This is a genomic window from Bacillus sp. FSL R7-0166, from assembly GCF_038008935.1.
Lineage (GTDB): Bacteria > Bacillota > Bacilli > Bacillales > Bacillaceae > Bacillus > Bacillus altitudinis.
Genome location: NZ_JBBPAC010000001.1, coordinates 62,760 through 84,174, shown reverse-complemented (window position 1 = coordinate 84,174; position 21,415 = coordinate 62,760). Strand labels below are relative to the sequence as shown.

Genomic DNA, 21,415 nt, shown 5'->3' with positions numbered 1-21,415 from the left:
ATTAATATTAAATTATCAATTTCGAAAAATTTTGTCAATGCTTTTAGTCCTGCTCTCCATCGTAAAACCATGTGACTTTTGCTTCTTTCCACAGGGTTTTGACATTCGCCTTTTCACCCAGATCTTCCATGGCGATCTGCCTTTTGATCTGATCTTTGACTTCTTCATAAGAGAAGGAGCGGCCATTTAATTTTTCTTTTAATTGTATGATGGCATAACCATTTTTGATCTCGATCGGCTCTTTCGTCCATTCATCTGGCTTAAGCTTTTGGGCTTCTTGTATGTATAGGGCTGGAATGCTTTCTTGCTCTTCTGTGACAAATCCAAGATCTCCGCCGTAAGGAGAGGTATATCGATCGGTGGATCGTTCAGCTGCTACAGCTTCGAAACTAGATCCGCCCTTTAAATCTTTTAATACACTTTGTGCCTCGTCTTTTGTTTTCACAACAATGTGGCGAATTCGGTATGAGTCATCATATTGATACAAGTCTTTGTTTTTTTCATAAAAGGATTTGGCTTCTTTTTCAGAAACGACCGCATCTCTCGTTAGAAGCTGTTCTAATAAAATTTGATAACGAATCTGCTCTTTCCATTCCTTTTCACTTGTATGACCGTCTTCGTAGAAATTATTAGATACCGCTTTCAGCATCAGCAGCTCACGATTGATCTCTTTTGAAGATACCTCCAGCTTGTTTTCTTTCGCAAGCTGATTGACTACCTTCTGATTGATCATTTGTTCAAGTGTTGCCTTTCCGTAGCGGTCTTCCATTTTCTTTAACCATTCTTGACGTGTGACTTTCTCTTTCCCAATAGAAGCAATTTCTTCACCGCTCTTCCCATTTGAAGAAGCTTGCGACATTTGTGACTTTGTTAATACATATGCAATGACAACGGCATTAATCATGAGCAGAACGAGGATAAATGTCCATACCACTCTTGCTTTCAGTCTCATCTTTCGTCTCCTTTCCATTCTAAAAAGAAAACCCGCTGCTTAGAGCTTAGCGGGTTATTTCTTCACGTAGCTCTTCTAGCTCTTCTTTTGTAAATACATACGTTTCGTTACAAAAATGGCATTGAGCTTCTGCTTGTCCGTCTTGTTCAATCATATCCTCAATTTCGGCTTTCCCTAGGCTGATAATACCGTTGGCAAACCGTTCTTTTGAGCAGTTACAAGAAAATTCGACAGGTACAGTTTCTAAAATTTGAGGTTTTTCACCGAGCACTTCTTCTAAAATTTCTTCAGGAGTCATCCCTTTTTCAATCAGTTTAGAGATCGGTTCAATGGTTGATAATCTCTTTTCGAGTCTTTCGATGACTGCATCTTCTGTTCCAGGCAGCAATTGAATGATGAAACCGCCTGCTGCAAGGATGGAGTTGTCTGGATTGACAAGAACACCCACACCTACAGAGGATGGCACTTGTTCAGAGGAGACGAGGTAATAAGTAAAGTCATCTCCAATTTCACCTGAGACAATTTCCGTTTGCCCTGTAAAGTGGTCTTTCAGTCCGATATCTTTGACAACACTTAACGTTCCAGATGTGCCAACAGCACGTCTAACGTCCAGCTTCCCATGTTCATTTAAATCAAAGTGAACTTGTGGGTTTGAGACATATCCGCGCACCTGACCTTTTGCGTTTCCATCTGCAATGATGGCTCCGATCGGCCCACCGCCTTCAATTTTGACAGTTAATTTATTCTCGCCTTTCAGCATGGCTCCCATCATGACAGTCGCTGTCATGGTTCTGCCGATTGCAGCTGAAGCAGTTGGCCACGTATGGTGTCTTCTCTGCGCTTCGTTGATTGTATCTGTTGTGTTCGCAGCATACGCACGGACTTTCCCGTCATATGCTAACGCTTTAACTAAATAATCCATTTTGATTAAACCCTCCTATAATACACCGACACGATTGCGTTCATAAATTAATTGGAGCCCTTTTAATGTGAGGAACGGATCGACAATATCAATACAGTCTGATTCATTTCCAATCAATGTAGACAAACCGCCTGTTGCAATGACTTTCGGTGTTTGTTTGGCTTGCTGCTTCATCCGTTTCACTATTCCCTCGACTTGACCAACATATCCATACAGGATACCTGATTGCATCGCACTGATCGTGTTTTTCCCTACGATATGATCTGGACGAACAATTTCAATCCTTGGCAGCTTAGCCGCTCTTGTATATAAAGCCTCTGTTGAGATGGTAATACCCGGTGCAATTGCGCCACCCATGTATTGTTTTTGTTCATTGATATAGCAGTAGGTTGTGGCTGTTCCAAAGTCTACCACAATGAGAGGCGCCCCATACAGATGAATGGCCGCCACTGCATTTACAATTCGATCAGCGCCGACTTCCTTTGGATTGTCACACATAATGTTTAATCCAGTCTTCATGCCAGGCCCAACGATTTGAGGAGTAATGTGAAAATACTTTTCGCACATTCTTTCCAGAGCAAACATCATTGGCGGGACAACAGAAGAAATGATAATCCCTTCTATCTGGTCAAACATCAGCCCTACATAGTCAAATAAGGATCGGATTGCCATACCAAATTCATCTTCTGTTTTATGACGGCTTGTTTCAATCCGCCAATGGTAGTTCAAATCGCCATTATGATAAACACCTAAAACGGTATTTGTGTTTCCTACATCTATCACGAGTAACAACTTCATCACCACTTTGAATAGTGTCTCAAAAAGAGCATTTTTCGACTTTCTATCATACCATACACGAATTGAGTTCCATTTGTAAACAATTCGAAACCGATCCATTCATGAATCGAAATAAAAAAAGCTGCCGGTGAGCCCGACAGCTTTTTATAGAAGGAGATTAAATCTCCTCGTCTTCTTCTTTTTTCTTGATGTTCACTTTCACATCATCGTTTTTCTCTTCGTCATCTGCGTATACACGCTCTGGAAGCTTTCCAGTATCGTAAAGAGATTTAATTTGTTCAGCATCTAATGTTTCCACTTCTAGAAGAGCTTGTGCGATGATTTCTAGCTTATCTTTATTCTCAGTGAGAATTTGTTTCGCACGTTCGTAGCTTTCTTTGATGAAGCGCTGAACTTCTTGGTCAATTTCGTAAGCGATCGCTTCACTATAATTCGGCTCGTTGTTGAAATCACGGCCAAGGAATACTTGACCTCCTTGTGCTTGACCGAATTGTAGAGGACCAAGTTTATCAGACATACCGAACTCTGTGACCATTCTTCTTGCAATGCCTGTTGCACGCTGGAAGTCGTTGTGAGCGCCTGTACTTACTTCACCAAACGTAATTTCCTCTGCAACACGACCGCCAAGCAAGCCGACGATTTTATCAAGAAGCTCTGGCTTCGTTTGGAAATAACGGTCTTCTCTTGGAAGCATGACCGCATATCCGCCTGCCTGACCACGAGGAACGATCGTTACTTTATGCACCATGTCTGCTTCGTCAAGGATAAGCCCAATGACGGTATGACCTGCTTCATGGTACGCCACGATATTGCGTTCTTTCTTCGAAATGACACGGCTTTTCTTAGCCGGTCCAGCAATGACACGGTCAGTTGCTTCGTCGATATCACGCATATCAATTTTCTTTTTGTTTTGACGGGCAGCAACAAGCGCTGCTTCGTTTAGTAAGTTCTCAAGATCTGCCCCAGAGAAACCTGGTGTTCTGCTTGCAATGGCTTTCAAGTTGACTGTATCATCAAGCGGTTTGTTTTTCGCATGAACCTTCAGTACTTCTTCACGGCCAATGACATCTGGGCGGTCAACCGTAATTTGACGGTCAAAACGTCCCGGACGCAGCAATGCAGGATCTAGGATATCTGCACGGTTCGTTGCAGCAATGATGATAATCCCTTCGTTGGCACTAAAACCATCCATTTCAACAAGAAGCTGGTTAAGCGTTTGTTCACGCTCATCATGACCACCGCCAAGACCTGCTCCACGCTGACGACCCACTGCATCAATCTCATCAATAAAGATTAAGCAAGGTGCATTCTTTTTCGCATTTTCAAACAAATCACGTACACGTGATGCACCGACACCGACGAACATCTCGACGAAGTCAGAACCACTGATGCTGAAGAAAGGAACGCCTGCTTCTCCTGCAGATGCTCTCGCAAGCAATGTTTTACCTGTACCTGGAGGTCCTACTAGTAAAACCCCTTTAGGGATTCTTGCGCCAAGCTCCGCAAATTTACGTGGATCTTTTAAGAATTCAACCACTTCTACGAGCTCTTGTTTTTCTTCATCCGCACCGGCAACATCTTTAAATTTCACACGTTTCTTCTCTTCTGTGTAAAGCTTCGCCTTACTCTTACCAAAGTTCATGACACGGCTTCCACCGCCTTGAGCTTGGTTCAACAAGAAGAAGAACAGGATAAAGATGATGATGAATGGAATGATGGTTGTCAGAACTTGCAGCCATCCATTTGTTTCAGGTGCTGGTTCTACTTTTACATCTGTATTCTTCAGTGCACTGTAAATTTGGTCAACTCCTTGACCATCTGGAACGTGGGTAATGAAGTATTCATCTTTCTTCGCGCCATCTAATTGACCACGAATTTCATAAACCCCTCTTACAGGCTGGATGGAGATACTCTCCACTTTTCCCGCACTTAAATTTTGCGAAAATTTGCTGTAAGACATGTTCTCAGGCTTTTGATTAGGGGATCCTAACCAACTGACAACCCCTATCACAAGTAATAAAATAAGTATATAAAAAATCGTATTACGAAAAACCCGATTCATTCCTTACCTCCTCCCACAGTAAGCACAACTATGTTCAATAGTATCATAGAAAATCATTCCAACACAACCAATAACCTCATGTAAACGTGTGCTCATTAGCCTTCGTAAACAGATGGTTTTAACACTCCAATATACGGGAGGTTTCGGTAACGTTCGGCAAAATCCAATCCATAGCCAACAACAAATGCATCTGGTACTTCAAACCCAACATAATCTGCTTTGATGTCTGCTTTGCGGCCGCTTGGTTTATCAAGCAATGTCACAATTTTAATGGAGTTTGCTTTACGGTATCGGAAAAGCTCTACCAGATAACTCAAAGTTAACCCACTGTCGATGATATCTTCCATAATTAGAATATCTCTTCCTTCAACAGAAGTATCTAGATCTTTGATGATCTTCACTTCTCCAGAAGATACGGTAGACTTTCCGTAGCTAGATACATCCATAAAATCAAGCTCTAAATATGTATCAATGTGTTTGATCAGGTCTGCCATGAATGGAAGAGCCCCTTTCAAAACACCAATAGCCAGGGGAAATTTACCATCATAATCGCTGGTTAATGTTGCACCCAGTTCCTTCACTTTTAGCTGGATCTCTTCTTCTGAGATCAAAATCTTTTCAATATCTTGTTTCATGCTTTTGCTTGCCCCCTACAAATTTTCGTGCTGTCTATATTGTAATACAATGAGATCGCTGTTTGTCATATCAATTTCTTCAAAAACGGATTTTTTCAGACCTGGGATCCAGATGATTTGATGATCCGAGTCAGTGACGATCGGCCAGCTGTCTCTTTCTGCAAGAGGCACTTTTTTATCAATAAATATATCTTTCACCTTTTTTGATCCATTCATCCCTTTAAGTTTGATTCGATCACCGTTTTTTCGTGAGCGAATGATCAAAGGAAGACGAACATGATCTTTTTGAAGCAAGAAAAAATGGTTTCCGTTCCGCGCATCCTTCGGAACATGATTTGATACCAAGATAGACTGTCCATTCGGGAGAAAAAGTTCCTCGCCAAGCTCACCTTTTAAATGATGAGTATATGACTGATCTATGACAAGCGATCGTTCAAAGGTAAACATACAGTGATCATAAGATTTGACAGCTTGTAAACCTTTTGGCAAATCTAATGATCCAGACGGTTGATCAGTATGAGATAACCAGTCCAAAGTCCCTAGAATATGCTGGTTTGAAAACGCTGATTGAGTGTTTTCATAAAGATAGTTTAATATTAGTTGAATGCCTCTTCTTTGTAAAGGCAAAGGCAGGTCAAGCAAAGGCTTCGTTTTGATCTCAATTTGCTTAGGCGTTTGATTCGTAATGACTTGATGCATTTGATCCTTTGTTAATGCCTGCAAGTACTGCTCATCCTCAGTCAGCATGTCACTTACAAACTGAAAGCTTTCATGCACATGAGGTGCCTCTTCTTTTAACACGGGAAGAACGTGTCTTCTGATCCGGTTTCTCAAGTAGTCATCGGTGTGATTGCTTTGATCAATGACATAAGGAACTTGTTCTTTTTCGCAAGCAGTGAGTACATCATCCTTAGAATATCCAATCAGCGGACGAATCAGCCACCCTTCTTGAAAAGGCCGCTTTGCTTGCATACCTGCGAGTCCTATTCCAACAGTCCCTCTTGTCAGCCTCATCACCATTGTTTCTACTTGATCGTCTCCATGATGTGCAAGCGCTATAAATTGAGCGTTGTACTGTTCCATCAATTGACGAAAGAAAGCATATCTGCACTCTCTTGCAGCTGCCTGTTTGTTTAAGCGGTTTTCTTTTGCATATTGGGTGACCTGTATACGAGCCGATTCAAAAAGGATCTCATGCTCTTTACAGTACGCTTCAACAAATGCCAAATCAGCAAAGGATTCTTCTCCTCTGAACATGTGATCTACATGGGCTGCAATCAGCTGAAAGGAACCTTTTCGACGTTTGTTTAGTTCATGCAGCAAGAGCATAGAATCTGGTCCGCCAGAAACCCCGACAATGACTGTCGTATTTTCAAGGAAAACATCATGTTTTTTCAAAAAAGATTCAATTCTATTCACAACTTCCTCCTCACAAAGAGAGCAGGTAATTTAAAGATATACATATCCTATCACTTTCATTAGCTCCAAGCAAAGAAGAAGCCTGCTTTTTTACAGCTCTATAATAGGAATAAAACCACATAAGCACAGTAAAGAGCGAGCACACTGCATAAGATGAGAATGGTTTCAAAAAGACCGCCTGATTTTTTGCGTACTGATGTTCTTTTCGCAGCAGCAACTCTTGATCGTGAAGGTGCGGCCTGTTGATGTTGGGGAACAGCTGGCTTTTGCCTATTTTGCTGTGATGGCTTCTTTTGTCGTGATTTTCTTGAAGCAAGCAATTGTCCTTCTTTCAGCATCGCGCTTTTCATGTCTGCCGCTGATTGATATTTGCCTTGGAGAGCCGCTTTTAACACCCTCTCATATCGCTTTAATAAAGGATGTCCTTCAATCGCTCGATAAAGCTGTTTTTCTGGTTCTGCCCCTTTTTTAAATTCTTTTTTATAGGCACAGTTCACCATGACCATACTTAAAGCAAATAAATCATAAGAAGGTTCTGCTTTTCTTGTACCGAAGCCCCAGTAGCCGCGGTCAAAAAACTCGGTGTATTCCTTAATCGACCTTCCTGCCTTCGTTGTTCCTCCAACATCAATACATCGAATCGTAGCTGGGGGGCCTGAAACGATGAGATTATCAGGCTTCAAGTCACCGAAGATCCAGCCTTCCTTATGTAAGTGAGCAAGGTTAGACAACAGTTGAATCATGAGAACGACGATCCATTCATCGCCTTTTTGTTTCACAAATTCAAGCAGCAATGGCCCTCTGACATACTCCATGACATAAAACGACCGTTTCTCTGACATTCCAGGATAAAGAGCATCATCCATATCATAAAAAGAAGGCCCCATGGTTTTCACAGGAGCCTTTGAAAAGGATTTTAATACATTGACTTCAGATGCAATGAGCATACTGTCATCACTCACTTTAAGGGCCACTTGCCCCTTTGACGATTCGGCCAGATAAACCACACCGTTCGCCCCTTTTCCCAGCTCTTTTACAATGCGGTAATGTTGTTGATGCCACTTTCCTTTTATCATTGTACCTAATGGGATGTTAGAAGCCGAATTCATCATGTTCTTCCTTCGCTTCAAGCAGCCCTTTTCGTGAACGAACTGATTTGAAATGCTGGAGTGCTTCTCGAATTGCTGGTCCAGTCGGTGTAATTCCTCCTGTTGTCAGCTTCGGGAAAATCGATGATAACGAATCGAACCGAGGCGTCCAGTTCAACACAATTTCTGCATCTGAGTTTTTCCCGGGAAATACACACATCCCAAACTGATTTTCACCAATTCTCGAATTTAGACTAATAGAGAGATCGATGAGTGCTTCTTTGACCGTTGGCAGCTTCGGTTTCATACTTGCACTCGTATCCACAAGCACAAGCACTTGAAGATGAACCGTCTCACCGAGCTCGTCCACAACCTCCATCACTTCTCCACGCTTATCTGGGGGAAGTTCTTCAATTTCAGTATCTTTGCCAAGAATTTGCTGCAATTCTTTATTCACAACACCTTGTAACGTTTGCGTCATCGCCTTTTTTGTCACCATTTGTACGGTTTGGGACAATTGCTGAACGTAGACAACTTGATGAATGCCTCCGCCTGCTAGAGCAATCCCCTCTACTTCTTTCATCGCTTCATGATCGTGTCTGTTCTCTTCCATAATGCCAATGACATTGACTGTGATCCCTTGCTCCTTTGCCAATGCGGCAATCGCAAGTGGGTCTTCCCCATGATTTGAGCAGCCATCTGTAATCAGTAAGATTTGGTTTACGTGACCTTTTCGCATCTTCATTCCTCCTGGGATTGTAACTGAATGCTTATATCCCCATCATCGCCAGAAGAAATTCATATTATACGATATTTCAAGAAATCTCTTGTTTCTGAAGGTAGAATGTACCTGTCGGAATGGATGCCCATTTTGGTGTATTGTGGTCGAGCCTAATGACGACAACCGTCATATCGTCATCGATTTGACCTGCTCTTGTGCGAATGACCTCCTCCATTAATAAATCAGCAATCTCTTGCGGATCTTCTGTTTTAAAGCTCTTCATTTTTCGTTTGACCCACAAATCATGATTTTCGATATGCTTTGGTCCTTCAAAGATCCCGTCGCTCATCATGATAAGGAGATCTCCTGCCTTCATCTGTTCACTCACCACTTCTACTTCAAATTCATCAATAATGCCAATAGGCAAGTTGCTGGCCTGTACCTTCATCACTTGATCACCACGTTTAATAAAACTTGGGGTGGAGCCAATCTTGAGGAACTTACAGCTCGCATCCTGTAAATCAATAATGGATAAGTCTAATGTGGAATAGACTTCATCTGTTGTCCGTAAAGATAAAATGCTATTAATCGTTTTAATCGCTACTTTTTCATCAATACCAGACGCCAAGATTTTTTCTAACAGCTTGATCGTTTCATTGCTTTCAAAATGGGCTCTTGCTCCATTTCCCATCCCATCACTAATAGCTGCGGCATATTTACCTGCACCCAGCTCCATCATGCTGTAGCTGTCTCCAGATACTAATCCTCCGCCTTTCGCTGCATGTGCTACACCTGTAGACACTCGATACGATTTTGCAGAACCGAATACAACATGACAATAACCTGTTGGATGCTCCGCACACTGCTCTGCTTTGACTAAAACTTGTTCTTCTAAAATATCCGAGAGCATTGGAGCGATGATTTTTTCGCATTCCCCATGACCTTGGCAATAGGGAATTCTCATCTCTATATCAACATTTCCCTGTTCTAAGCTATAAATTTCAACTTGCTGAATTTCAATTCCAAAATTCTGAAGTGCTTCTATCATCTGCTCTTCCTGAATAAAATGCTGCTCTCTTTCTCGTTTTATTTCCCGGGAAAAATCCTCCATGACTTGTGAGACACCCATAAGTTGTTCGGCCACAAGGCGCCTGCTGTCTTGGACCTTTTTCTTTAAGGTCTGATTTGCTTTATAGTAAGCTATCTCCTCTTCAATCAATTCTTCTACATGCTTTGATTTTGAGCAGTGCTGACTGAATTTCTTTTTCAACTTCCGGTTATGCTCGTACGTTTTTTCATCAGATTCATGCATAACTTGTTTCATGAGTTCATAGGTTGTATCAAAGTTCTGCACCCAGCATTTATTTTTCTTATAGCACGTTTGACAGGAACGTTCTGTGATCGTACTTAAAAAAAGATCTACATCCTCTTCCTGCTTCTTTTCCTCAGGAATGGATTCGTAAAATGTCGCAAAACTCTCAGACAGCGCATGAAATACATTAGAGAATTGATCTACCTTTTTTGCTGTCACGTCTCGTACTTTTCTGGCATATTGCTGCTGTTCCTGTACATGCTCTACCGTACCAGGAATATATTTTGCCACCTTAGACGTTACTGACTGTGGCGTGAGCAAAAACAGTGCAACTGCGATGAGTGATTCATATAGCGTGGTCATTAGCCCTGCTGACCCTTCACCGTAGAGGGAGATTAGTAAAGAACCCACAATCAAGCCGATGGCGGCTCCTGCTTTTTTCCCCTCTTTTAGTAATCCGCCTAATAAGCCCGAAAAGGCAAGCAGACTCATCTGATAAAGGTTGCCGATGTTGGCGAGACCAAGAATTAATCCAGTTACAACACCCACTGTACAACCAATACTCGCTCCTCCAATAAAGGCAAAGCTCAGCACTACATATCGTGACAAAATATGCTCTGCCTGCATTCCTTGAAATGTGATCCCAGCCAGACCTGTTAAAACTGAAGCGATTAATATCATAAAGCAAATAATTTCTTCAACCTTTAAAGAGTGTTTGATTTTCCTGACTGTAAAAATCGGCAAACTTTGAAGAAATATCAGTGTCAGAATGAAGGCAAGTCCAGCTTCAACCCCCGCCATCACATAGTCATAACTTTGAACCGCACCCTGCTCGAGGTATACAAAAGCTCCCCTGGTCATCAGCATTGAGAGCACAATCACAACCGGTAATGTTTTCACCGGGTCTTTGATGATAAAAGAAACGACCTTTGACATGAGGAGGAACACGATCAATGACGCAAACACGAATAATGCATTTTGAGGTGATATCGTCATCGCTCCAGCGAGTAAAGCAAGACAAGCAAGCATCGCTTTATCCCTTTTAATGAGCAGCATGGACCCAAAGAAAGGCAATGCAAACGGCATAATTTCAGATAAGATAAAGGCTCGTCCCAATAAAAAGCCCAGAACAACATAAATAAACCCTTTATAGAAAAAAAGAGAATGCGTATGATGAAGAAACAGGTTTTTCATCTTTTTTAACCCTGCACTGATTCTTTCAAACCCGGCTCCCGTTAAATCAGTTCTTCTTTCTAGTTTTTCCATCTTTTCATCCCCCACCTGATATTCGTTGCTTGTCATTATAGCGAAGGTGAAAAAGAAATTTTGTCAAAAGAAGTTGTCGTTTCCATAAAACGTTCGACGCTTTATTTGCCAAAAAGGCATACTTTCTTGAAAGTCGATGTCTTTCATCAGAATTTTACGAAAGCACAAAAAAACAGCTTTCCTATAGAAAGCTGTTTTGAAGATGACCCGTACGGGATTCGAACCCGTGTTACCGCCGTGAAAGGGCGGTGTCTTAACCGCTTGACCAACGGGCCTTGCTTATTGTTCTTTTTAAAAGGATAGCGGCGGAGGGGATCGAACCCCCGACCTCACGGGTATGAACCGTACGCTCTAGCCAGCTGAGCTACACCGCCATAATGTAAAATGCGCTAAGAAGCACAAGAACTATAATACAAAGGATTCGCTTGTCCGTCAATAGAAAGTTTTAAATTAAATGGCAAATGCACAAAAAACGTTGAATTTGTATTAAAAAAAGCACCCGCTAAACAGCAGATGCTTTGTTGTGAAAAATATATAGAAAGCAGCAACAAGTTAACCTCTTCTTGCTCCGCGCCCCCCACGTTTTGATTCCGTGTTACGTTTTAAAGATGTTAAGCGATCTTCGCTATCTTTTAAGAATTTGTTCATTTTTTGCTCAAACGATTCCTTCGGACGGAAATCATTTCTGCTCGGTCTTGATTGTTGTTGTTGAGGACGATCTTTTGCTTTTTTAATGGACAAGCCGATTTTACCGTCTTTTTCAACGTTAATCACTTTCACTTCAACTTGTTCACCGACTTTTAAATGCTCATTAATATCTTTTACATAGTTATCGGCTACCTCACTGATATGAACGAGACCAGTTGAACCGCCTGGCAACTCCACAAAAGCTCCAAAATTTGTAATGCCCGTAACTTTCCCTTGTAACTTGCTGCCAACTTCAATCGACATAAAAAAAGTGCTCCTCCTTAGACTTATAAAAAAATCTCATTTGTTCAATTATACATAAACTGAATTTTAAGTGTCAACAAGGCTAATCGCTCTTATTGCCCACATCAAAGATTTTTTCGCCTTTTTTAGACATATAATAGTCCCGTCGTGCCAGTTCGAGTACGTATTCTTTGCTTTTCAGCTTTTTGATTTCATCAGAAATATCTTCCTGCTTTGTTTGTAATTGCTTCAATTCTTTTTCAAGCGCAACCTTCTTCTCTTCTTTTTCTTTCAATGCAGACGATTGCGACCAGAGGGCACTTGTTACCAAAACAGCAAACATGAGCACAATGACTCCAAACACGGTAAGCCTTCTAAGGAGTCCGCGGCGTTTGCGTTTTAGGCGCTGCGCTTGCTGTTCCATTTGTTTTTGATAATCATTTTGAATTTGTGCGATATTTCTTTTTCTCTCGTTCAAGGATGAAGGCCTCCTCTCTTACTTTGTCCAGAATTGTTTCCATTTCGTTTTCATGGTACGAGATAATTTCTTGATCCCTTGTAAAATTCCTGCTCCTTTTGAGAAAAACAACCTCATTGATGTTCGCCATTTTTCGGGAATTCGATGAATAATGGTTACATTGAGTAACCAAATAAGCGGATAACAAACAATATACAGCACCTTCCACACGAGTCGAAACGCAAAACGAACAAGGCGTAAGAGCGAGTGGAACAAGAACAGAAGAGCACTTATGATCAAACCAACGATCCAGCGAATAGGCTGGAAAACCATCGACATGATCAGCCTTTTCAGGACGAGAACAGTCTGATAAATACATCTCATTACAAACTTGAGGATGTTCATATACAGCTGTTTCATCAATGCCTGGTACATCGAGAAACCTAGAGCAACAGCTAGAAAAATATAAAGCCTGAATTCTCCCTCATTGGTCAGCAGCAGGACATAAAAGAATAAGAGACCCTGCACCACCCAAAAAAGGAGGTCGTGAATGACCAGCAGCCATTTTGCTGTTTTTTCCCGGTTCACAAACAGCTTGTACGTATCCAGCGATGCGCCCAGCCAGATGCCCATCGCCGCCATCGAAAGCATCGTATAAAACTGGACCGTCAGTGTCATTTAAACAGCTTGCTAAAAAATCCTTTAGCTTTCTCCCCGTGCTGCTCATCTACATAGATTAAGTCAAAGACACGCCCTTTAATGGACACAACGCCCTTTTCTACATCTAAGTTTTTCATTTGCAGATTTTCTCCGCGAATGGCGAGGACTCCCATGACAGTCTCAAGCAGAAATTCTTCATTATCAAAGCTCTCGACTTGTTTGACCCCGGTAATATCTAAATGCTTTCTATTGCGCATTGTGACATGATGCTCGGCTTCTGATGACAACTTCGTGCCTTGAGGTTGATTATAATATTGATTCATTTATACATCCCCCATATCTCATACTTGCATTGTTACTGCATTGTATGTGACAGGCGGGACATTTAGAACAAGCCCTATTCTGCTGTTTTTTCTTCTTTTAGCACGGTATACATGCCAGCAGCTTCTTCTTTTTTCGTTGTGTCTTTTAACTCGTTGACTTGAACAGTCACAAGCTTTTGGCCAAAGCGAATTTGAAGCTCGTCCCCTTCTTTCACGTCAGAGCTGGCTTTCGCCTGCGTGCCATTAATGGAGATTCTCCCTTGATCGGCTACTTCTTTTGCCAATGTTCTTCTTTTGATTAAACGAGACACTTTTAAGAATTTATCTAGTCTCATGTATGTTCACCTCTTTCTATGCGTTTAGCATCGTTCCACAGATCGTCCATTTCTTCTAGGGTCAAGTCCTCTAGTGAACGCCCTATGTCCTTTGCTTTTTGTTCAATATGCTGAAAGCGCCGCATAAATTTTGTGTTTGCGGAAGAGAGGGCGGTTTCAGGTTCTAGATGATAAAACCTGCCAATGTTGACGAGAACAAACAAAAGATCCCCAAATTCATCCTTCATCTGCTTTGTTGCACCTTCATCCGTCTTATCTGCCACTTCAACAAGGAATTCCTGCTTTTCTTCTTCGTATTTGTTCCAAATATCCTCTACTTCTGTCCAGTCGAAGCCCACTTTTGCTGCTTTCTTTTGGAGCTTATAGGCTTTTGTTAAAGCTGGAAGAGTCGTTGGAATGGATTGCAAAATAGATGCTGCACGCTCCGGTTTTTCCTGCTGCTTGATTTTTTCCCAGTTGGCGACGACATCTGATGCTTCAGACACATCCGTATCACCAAACACATGCGGATGTCGTCGAATCATTTTTTCTGTCACATGCTGAATGACGTCATCCATTGAGAAATAACCATCATCTTCACCAATTTGGGCATGGAGTAAAACTTGCAGCAGTACATCTCCGAGTTCTTCAACCATATGATCTGGATCGTCTTCATCTATGGCTTCCAGCAGCTCATAACATTCTTCAATTAAATATGGTTTGAGCGACTCATTCGTTTGTTTTTGATCCCAAGGACAGCCGCCAGGACCTCTTAATGTACGAATGACTTCGCGGAAAGTGTCAAATTGCTGATAGAGTAGCTTTTCATCTTGGATTGGAGGCACATAAACACTCGTTAAGTTATTTATCGACACATCTCGATCAAGTTCAAATAAAGGAACACCTGTAATCTGTTCCTGACTGCTTCCAGCTGCCGTTACGATAAAGACTTCATAATCGTCAGGTAGCTTTTCCATGAGGGTCAGCTTCACATTCGAGGCTGTCATCTGATCATATACCTGACAGATCAGCACATGCTGGGTCAACTTCAGATCATCCGCTCTCATATCCCCTGCGTCAACGAATTGCAGCCCTTCAATTGGGTCAATCTGTAAGGAATTAAACGTCGCATCCAAAAAGCTTTGTCCACCAGCGACGTACACCTCAACCCCGCGCTCCTTCTGTTGTGAAACAAGAAGCTGCACTGTCTTTTCCGCTACAAACGGGTGACCTGGTACTGCATACACAATATCTTTCCCCTCAGCCTCTTGGAAGAGAATGTCTGTGATTTCCTCATACACTGCATCAAACTGATCATGCTTTTCATATATCTCATCAAAAAAGGTCAGAGACGGGACCTCCTGCATCAATTCTGCGGTGAGTGGATGATCCTGCGTTCTCATGTATACTTCTTTCGCCTGCTTCAGCTGCTTATATACACCGAGCGTCAGCTGATCCATGTCGCCTGCCCCAAGACCAACGACTGTAATCTTACCTGCCATTTCGATTCCCTCTCATCTGTTTAAAATATAAAATCTTTTCTCCTAATGGAATGAGTCTCCATTCCTCTTCCGTAAATACGTCTAGCTTAAGAATACTATATAAAAAGGCGAAACCACCAATAAAAACTGAAGTCAGGCTCTCTAAAACAGAAAACGGACGTTTCTCAAAGGGAATGACCCAAGAAAACAATGCCTGATATCCAATTAAAACGACAGCCATGAATGCTGCTGATAAAAGAATTTTCACTGGGAATAGCTCTCTTATTGAAATCCACCCTTTATGCTTCAAATACACCGCATTGAGCGCAGCGGCGGCGAGAAACCCACAAACAGTCGACCATGCGGCTCCATAAATGCCGAATAACGGGACAAGAGCCAGCGTCAGACCCCATTTCACCAGTACACTGATCAGGACCACAACAGCCGGGTACACGGTATGTCCCAGACCCTGAAGTAAAGCGGTTTGCGTAATCGCCATTGATGTAAAGGCAATGGATATGCAAAATATTTGCAGCGCATCTGTCCCTAAGTCATTACGAAAAAGCATGATGTTCACAGACGATAAAATACATATAAGACCGACAGCTGAACCAATCCCCAGCACCGATGTTGCCTTAAACGATGTACGTACTTTTTCACGAATTGCTTTATGCTGCCCTTTTCTTAAGGCCGACGACAAAAACGGAACAAGAGACGTCCCGATACTAATTGCAAACACCGTCCCGAGCTGCAAGAACGGCTGACCTCGGTCATACACGCCTTTTGCCGCCTTTGCATCTGCTTCACTCAGTCCCTCACTGCGCAGCAGCGCATACAGGTGAAAAGCATCGATCATTTGCATCCATAGGATCAGCAATCCACTCACACAAATCGTCAATGTATACAGCACCAAACTCTTCAGCACATCTTTTTTCCGCAGTGTAGCCTGTTTTAATGTCTTGCTCGCTGACGACCGCTTCCGATAGGTCAGCCAAAGGAAAAGAAGCAAAATGAGTGAAGCCGCACTTCCAGCTATAGAAGAGAACACCGCACCCGCTCCTGTTTCATAAAGCGAATAGCCATGTCTCACAAAATAGAAAGATAAAACAAGCAGGACGCCTACTCTGATGAGCTGCTCAGCCAATTGAGAGACCGCAGTGGGGAGCATCAGCCCATCACTCTGAAAAACACCCCTCAGCATCACGGTAAGCGGCAGAAACAAAAACACAAACGAACTCATCTGGATGAGCAGCATTAATTGACTGTCCGCCATGAGATTCGCAATTGTGCCTGCTCCTATGTATAAACAAAGAAATAAGGCCAAGCTCAGCAAAGTGATATACACCAAGGATACCTTTGTAATGATTCGGCGATTCTCCTCACCATGCTCGCTCAGGAGCTTGGACACCATCACAGGAAAACCAGTGGTGCCGAGCATGATCGCAATGCCAAGAAAGGGATAGACCTGCTGATAAATATAAAAACCTGTGTCTCCTACGATATTTTGAAAAGGGACACGATATACGGCACTCAGTACCTTTGATAACAAGCCTGCGATGGTTAAAATCACCGCACCTTGGAAAAGCCAATGCGGCTGATTTACAGCATTTTTCATGGATGACTCCTTTATGTTCAATCAAAAAATATACCTGCATTTAAACGCACTCATTATATCATACGTGACTGGCAAGCCGTTTCTTTCTAAGGAGTAGACGATACATTCATTGTTTTGTTTCATCCCATATAAAAAACGCCGACAAAATCAGATGATTTCATCGGCATTCTTTCGTTTTATCAAAATGATATAGATTTATTAGACCTAATGTTCCATTTGACGGGCTAAGAAGCCAGCTGCCGTTTCTGCCGCTTTATGCTCCACTTCTCCCATTGAACGCTCTTTAGAAAATAAGACGACGGCGCCAATTGGATCTCCGTTTGCAACAATAGGTGCAATGGTATAAGCTGATACATCATCATCAATACCATCCACAAGCTGAATTTCTTTCTTGCTGTCCTCTAATACAGAATTACGCTGATCCATTGTTCGTTCAAGTAAATCACTAATGGATTTGTTTAAATACTCTTTTTTTGAACTACCGGATACAGCAATATACGTATCACGATCACAGATGAGGATAGAATGACCCAAACTGTCGAATAATGCATCAGCATATTCCTTCGCAAAGTCTCCTAGCTCACTAATCGGTGAATACTTCTTCAAAATCACTTCTCCATCGCGGTCGACGAAAATCTCAAGCGGATCTCCTTCCCGGATGCGCAATGTTCTGCGAATCTCCTTCGGTATAACCACTCTACCTAGATCATCGATGCGGCGTACAATTCCAGTTGCTTTCATTCACTGCTGCCTCTCTTTCGTTTGATGATGTGTTGGGTGAATGGAACAAAAGCGTCCACTTTATGCAACATTCACCACTTGACCCTGAGATTAGTATCCGTCACATCAAACGTAATATACACGAGAGACCAACAAAATTTTATGAAGATGGAATGGTTTCTTTTTTCACATCTTGAAGACCTCGAAGCATACGAAGAACGACTTCAAGCCACTCCTCCGTTTTCTTGCCTTTTGTTTGGACAGAAATAATCAGCTTGCTGCCTTCCATGCCAAGACCGATATCACGTCCATATTGACTGCCAAGCTCAAATAATTTTTGACCATCGATGTCGCTGCTTGCTTTTTCATCGAGAGTGAGTCTGACAATGCCTTTCTCCATCTTGATCAACTCGACACGTTCCTGCACAGCGTACACCTTCATCGTCGCAATCGTAAACAAATCAGCCACTTCTTGCGGATATTCTCCGAATCGGTCAATCATTTCATCTTGAAGCTCTTTCCGCTCTTCTATAGATCCAATCGCTCTAAACTGTTTATACATCTCGATCTTTTGTTTGCCATCAGAAATATAGCTATCTGGAATGTAGGCATCAATTTGGAGATCAATTTCCGGCTCAAATTTTTCTTGAGCAGTCGTATCGCCTCTTCTTTCTTCAATGGCTTCTTTCAGCATTTGAGAGTAAAGGTCGAATCCAACAGAATCAATAAATCCATGCTGCTGTGCACCAAGTAAATTTCCTGCTCCTCGAATCGTTAAGTCACGCATCGCAATCTTAAAGCCTGATCCGAGCTCGGTGAATTCTTTAATGGCTTGAAGCCTTTTCTCTGCAACTTCAGAAAGCACTTTATCTTTTCGATAAGTGAAATAAGCATAGGCCACACGATTCGAGCGCCCAACTCGTCCTCTTAACTGGTACAGCTGCGAAAGCCCCATTTTATCAGCATCATGAACAATGAGCGTGTTCACATTTGGTATGTCTACGCCCGTTTCGATAATGGTTGTACTAACGAGTACATCCGATTCACCTTCTAGGAAATTAATCATCACGGATTCCAGCTCGTTCTCACTCATTTTCCCGTGTGCGTAGCTTACTTTTGCGTCTGGAACAAGCATCGAGATTTCATCTGCTTTTCGTTCAATATCCTCCACTCGGTTATAAAGGAAGTACACTTGACCGCCTCTTGCCAATTCTCGCTCAATAGCTTCTCTAACTAACGCACCATTGTACTCGACAACATAGGTTTGAACTGGGAAACGGTTCTCAGGTGGTGTTTCAATAACAGATAAGTCACGTACGCCAAGCATCGACATATGAAGCGTACGAGGAATTGGCGTTGCCGTTAACGTCAACACATCAATATTGGCTTTCATTTGTTTAATTTTCTCTTTATGCGTCACACCGAAGCGCTGCTCTTCATCGATAATTAACAGTCCTAAATCCTTGTACACAATGTCTTTTGAAAGAAGACGATGCGTCCCAATGACCATATCAATCGTTCCATTTTTCAGCCCTTTTAAGGTTTCTGTTGTTTCTTTTCGTGTACGGAAGCGGCTAAGCTGAGCGATTTTAACAGGATAGTCTTGGAATCTGTCCATAATCGTGTCAAAATGCTGCTGCGCTAAGATCGTTGTTGGTACAAGCAGTGCCACCTGTTTCCCGTCAGCAATGGCTTTGAAGGCCGCTCGAATCGCCACCTCTGTTTTTCCATAGCCCACATCTCCACAAAGCAGACGATCCATCGGGCGCTCCCGCTCCATGTCTTGCTTGATTTCATGAATCGAGCGAATTTGATCATCTGTTTCTTGGTAAGGGAATGCAGATTCAAACTGGCGCTGCATCTCATGGTCAGGCGAGAAGGCATACCCTTTGCTTGCTTCACGTTCTGCGTACAGCTTAATCAGATCATCTGCAATGTCCTGCACAGATGATTCTACTTTTTTCTTCACACGTTTCCAGTCGCTGCCGCCTAGTTTATATAGCTTTGGTTCTTTTCCTTCTGATCCTACATACTTCTGCACCTGATCAATTTGTTCAACAGGGACATAAAGCTTGTCGCTTCCTTGATAATGAATATTTAAATAATCTTTATGAATGCCGCCAATTTCAAGCGTTTCAATTCCTAAATACTTACCGATCCCGTGGTTAATGTGCACCACATAATCGCCCACTTGCAGCTCTGAATAGCTTTTGATTCGCTCTGCGTTCGTCAGCTTTTGCTTACGTGCCTGCTTCTTCACACGTTTCTTGAAAAGTTCACCCTCTGTAATGACAGCAATTTTGGATAAAGGTAGTTCAAAACCGGTTTGAAGCTCACCTTGTAAAATATATACTTGCCCGCTGACAAGCTCAGCATCAGGTTTAGCAAGAGCTGCTTCAATGTCATAATCATGCAAGACAGATGACAACTTCTCTGTCCGCTCTTCATCCGCACCTAAAAAGACAACCGTATAATTCTGCTTTTTGTAGCGTTCAATTTCACTTGCAAGCACATTCATCTGGCCGTGGAAATTCTGCATTTGCTTACTAGATACATTGACGATATTTTGCGGATTGGTCTGCTGAACATGTCTCAAAAATAAGGAATAGTACAGAATCGATCTCGATTGCTGATTGAACAGCTCTTGAAATGGGAAGGAAAGGGCTAGATCATGCAGAATATTCCCTTCTTCCAGCAGACTAATTGTCCAATCTGCTTCTTCCTGTTCAAGCTGTTCTTCCATCTCCTGAATTCTGCTGATTTCATCTAGAATGATAATCGTATCCTGCGATGTATAATCTAGCAAACTAGCAGGCTTTTCATAGAAATAGGACAGATACTTCGTCATTTCTTGTGTCACAATACCTTCTAGCAGCTTCTCACGATCAGCAGAAATATTCTGATGGAGCAGTTCTTTTTGTTTATCCGAGTTGAATTTCTTTAAGCTACTGGCAAGACCTTCGTCAAGCTGTTCAATCGCTCTCACTCGTTCAGGCCCTCTTACAATCAGCTCTTTCGCCGGGCCAATCTTGATTTCTTGAAGTGTTTCCAATGAACGCTGCGTGTCAGAGTGGAAGGACCGAATAGAGTCCACTTCTGTATCAAACAGCTCTATACGGATCGGGTGGTCTTCCGTTAACGCATAAATGTCAATGATTCCTCCGCGCACACTAAAGTCTCCGGGCGCAGCGACCATGGACGTCCGGTCATAACCGATTTGCACGAGTTGTTTTGAAAACGTCTCCAAATCAATTTCTTCACCAACCTTTAAGTGGATCTGACTCTCCTTCCAGAGCTCAACAGGAGGAAGCATTCTACGCACTGCAGCTGCTGGGGTCACGACAATCGGATTTTCTCCATTCGCGAGACGATTCAATACATCAAGACGCTGCGCTCTAAGCTCAGGGCTTGCCACAGCAATTTCAGATGCAATGAGTTCATTGACAGGATAAAGAAGGACCGAGCGATCTGGCATCACACTTGCTAGATCATCTGTAACCTTCTGCGCTTGATATAAGTTGTGTGTCACAATAAACATCGGCCGCTTTAATTCGTCTGATATGGCGGCTGTAAATAAAGATCTGACGGAGCCTGATAGTCCAGCGAGCAGTTGTTCTTTTAAACCTTCCTTTAGCCCATTAAAAATGGACTGAAAATCATCACTTTGTTTGATAAATGATTGTATATTTTTCATTTGGCTCCTCCTCCCTGCTTGTTTAAAACAGAAAAACGCTTTGGTC

The 21,415-nt window shown here is 42.3% G+C and carries 17 protein-coding genes, 2 tRNA genes and 1 pseudogene; all 20 read right to left on the bottom strand.

The genetic code is table 11. The annotated features are described in order from the left end of the window. Positions 1 to 43: 43 nt before the first annotated feature. Positions 44 to 952 (bottom strand): peptidyl-prolyl cis-trans isomerase, encoded by a 909-nt coding sequence (locus tag NST01_RS00440; protein WP_035391546.1) that lies wholly within the window; start codon positions 950 to 952, stop codon positions 44 to 46. A 46-nt stretch (positions 953 to 998) separates the two neighbouring features. Continuing rightward, positions 999 to 1,874 carry an Hsp33 family molecular chaperone HslO gene (gene hslO, locus NST01_RS00435; RefSeq protein ID WP_007496169.1) on the bottom strand — a complete coding sequence of 292 codons (876 nt, stop codon included), beginning with the start codon at positions 1,872 to 1,874 and terminating at the stop codon, positions 999 to 1,001. A 15-nt stretch (positions 1,875 to 1,889) separates the two neighbouring features. Continuing rightward, entirely contained in the window at positions 1,890 to 2,666 is a 777-nt protein-coding gene (locus NST01_RS00430; protein WP_008341820.1) for a type III pantothenate kinase, read from the bottom strand. Between the two features lie 163 nt (positions 2,667 to 2,829). Then, entirely contained in the window at positions 2,830 to 4,734 is a 1,905-nt protein-coding gene (ftsH, locus tag NST01_RS00425; RefSeq protein ID WP_284725972.1) for an ATP-dependent zinc metalloprotease FtsH, read from the bottom strand. Positions 4,735 to 4,829: 95 nt separating this feature from the next. Then, entirely contained in the window at positions 4,830 to 5,369 is a 540-nt protein-coding gene (gene hpt / locus NST01_RS00420) for a hypoxanthine phosphoribosyltransferase (RefSeq protein WP_007496175.1), read from the bottom strand. Then, positions 5,366 to 6,788 (bottom strand): annotated as a pseudogene (gene tilS, locus NST01_RS00415) (tRNA lysidine(34) synthetase TilS). The gene hpt and the pseudogene tilS overlap by 4 nt, the downstream one beginning before the upstream one ends. Positions 6,789 to 6,886: 98 nt before the next feature. Next, a complete protein-coding gene (locus tag NST01_RS00410) occupies positions 6,887 to 7,897 on the bottom strand; it encodes a protein kinase domain-containing protein (protein WP_182489635.1) in 1,011 nt (336 codons plus the stop codon). Next, positions 7,881 to 8,615 carry a vWA domain-containing protein gene (locus NST01_RS00405; protein WP_008341829.1) on the bottom strand — a complete coding sequence of 245 codons (735 nt, stop codon included), beginning with the start codon at positions 8,613 to 8,615 and terminating at the stop codon, positions 7,881 to 7,883. Before NST01_RS00405 ends, NST01_RS00410 begins: the two co-directional genes overlap by 17 nt. 76 nt (positions 8,616 to 8,691) lie before the next feature. Further along, entirely contained in the window at positions 8,692 to 11,175 is a 2,484-nt protein-coding gene (gene spoIIE / locus NST01_RS00400; protein WP_024719363.1) for a stage II sporulation protein E, read from the bottom strand. A gap of 203 nt (positions 11,176 to 11,378) precedes the next feature. Beyond that, a tRNA-Glu gene (locus NST01_RS00395) sits at positions 11,379 to 11,450 on the bottom strand. Between the two features lie 25 nt (positions 11,451 to 11,475). Continuing rightward, positions 11,476 to 11,549: transfer RNA gene (locus tag NST01_RS00390), tRNA-Met, on the bottom strand. A gap of 178 nt (positions 11,550 to 11,727) precedes the next feature. Then, positions 11,728 to 12,126, bottom strand: a complete 399-nt coding sequence (locus NST01_RS00385; RefSeq protein WP_003217901.1) for a S1 domain-containing RNA-binding protein — start codon at positions 12,124 to 12,126, stop codon at positions 11,728 to 11,730. A gap of 82 nt (positions 12,127 to 12,208) precedes the next feature. Further along, on the bottom strand, positions 12,209 to 12,583 hold the full coding sequence (locus NST01_RS00380; RefSeq protein WP_007496186.1) for an FtsB family cell division protein: 375 nt from the start codon (positions 12,581 to 12,583) through the stop codon (positions 12,209 to 12,211). Positions 12,584 to 12,601: 18 nt separating this feature from the next. Then, entirely contained in the window at positions 12,602 to 13,240 is a 639-nt protein-coding gene (gene yabQ, locus NST01_RS00375; RefSeq protein ID WP_017359315.1) for a spore cortex biosynthesis protein YabQ, read from the bottom strand. Then, positions 13,237 to 13,545, bottom strand: coding sequence for a sporulation protein YabP (gene yabP / locus NST01_RS00370; RefSeq protein ID WP_007496190.1), 309 nt, complete (start codon positions 13,543 to 13,545; stop codon positions 13,237 to 13,239). The genes yabQ and yabP overlap by 4 nt, the downstream gene beginning before the upstream one ends. A 74-nt stretch (positions 13,546 to 13,619) precedes the next feature. Next, a complete protein-coding gene (locus tag NST01_RS00365; RefSeq protein ID WP_008341839.1) occupies positions 13,620 to 13,880 on the bottom strand; it encodes an RNA-binding S4 domain-containing protein in 261 nt (86 codons plus the stop codon). After that, positions 13,877 to 15,361: a nucleoside triphosphate pyrophosphohydrolase gene (gene mazG, locus NST01_RS00360; RefSeq protein ID WP_224558967.1), complete on the bottom strand. Its 1,485-nt coding sequence runs from the start codon at positions 15,359 to 15,361 to the stop codon at positions 13,877 to 13,879. Before mazG ends, NST01_RS00365 begins: the two co-directional genes overlap by 4 nt. Next, on the bottom strand, positions 15,351 to 16,955 hold the full coding sequence (locus NST01_RS00355) for a putative polysaccharide biosynthesis protein (RefSeq protein ID WP_017359317.1): 1,605 nt from the start codon (positions 16,953 to 16,955) through the stop codon (positions 15,351 to 15,353). The genes mazG and NST01_RS00355 overlap by 11 nt, the downstream gene beginning before the upstream one ends. A 204-nt stretch (positions 16,956 to 17,159) precedes the next feature. Beyond that, positions 17,160 to 17,696 (bottom strand): stage V sporulation protein T, encoded by a 537-nt coding sequence (gene spoVT, locus NST01_RS00350; RefSeq protein WP_007496196.1) that lies wholly within the window; start codon positions 17,694 to 17,696, stop codon positions 17,160 to 17,162. A gap of 139 nt (positions 17,697 to 17,835) precedes the next feature. Continuing rightward, entirely contained in the window at positions 17,836 to 21,369 is a 3,534-nt protein-coding gene (gene mfd, locus NST01_RS00345) for a transcription-repair coupling factor (RefSeq protein WP_046342420.1), read from the bottom strand. Between the last annotated feature and the right edge of the window lie 46 nt (positions 21,370 to 21,415).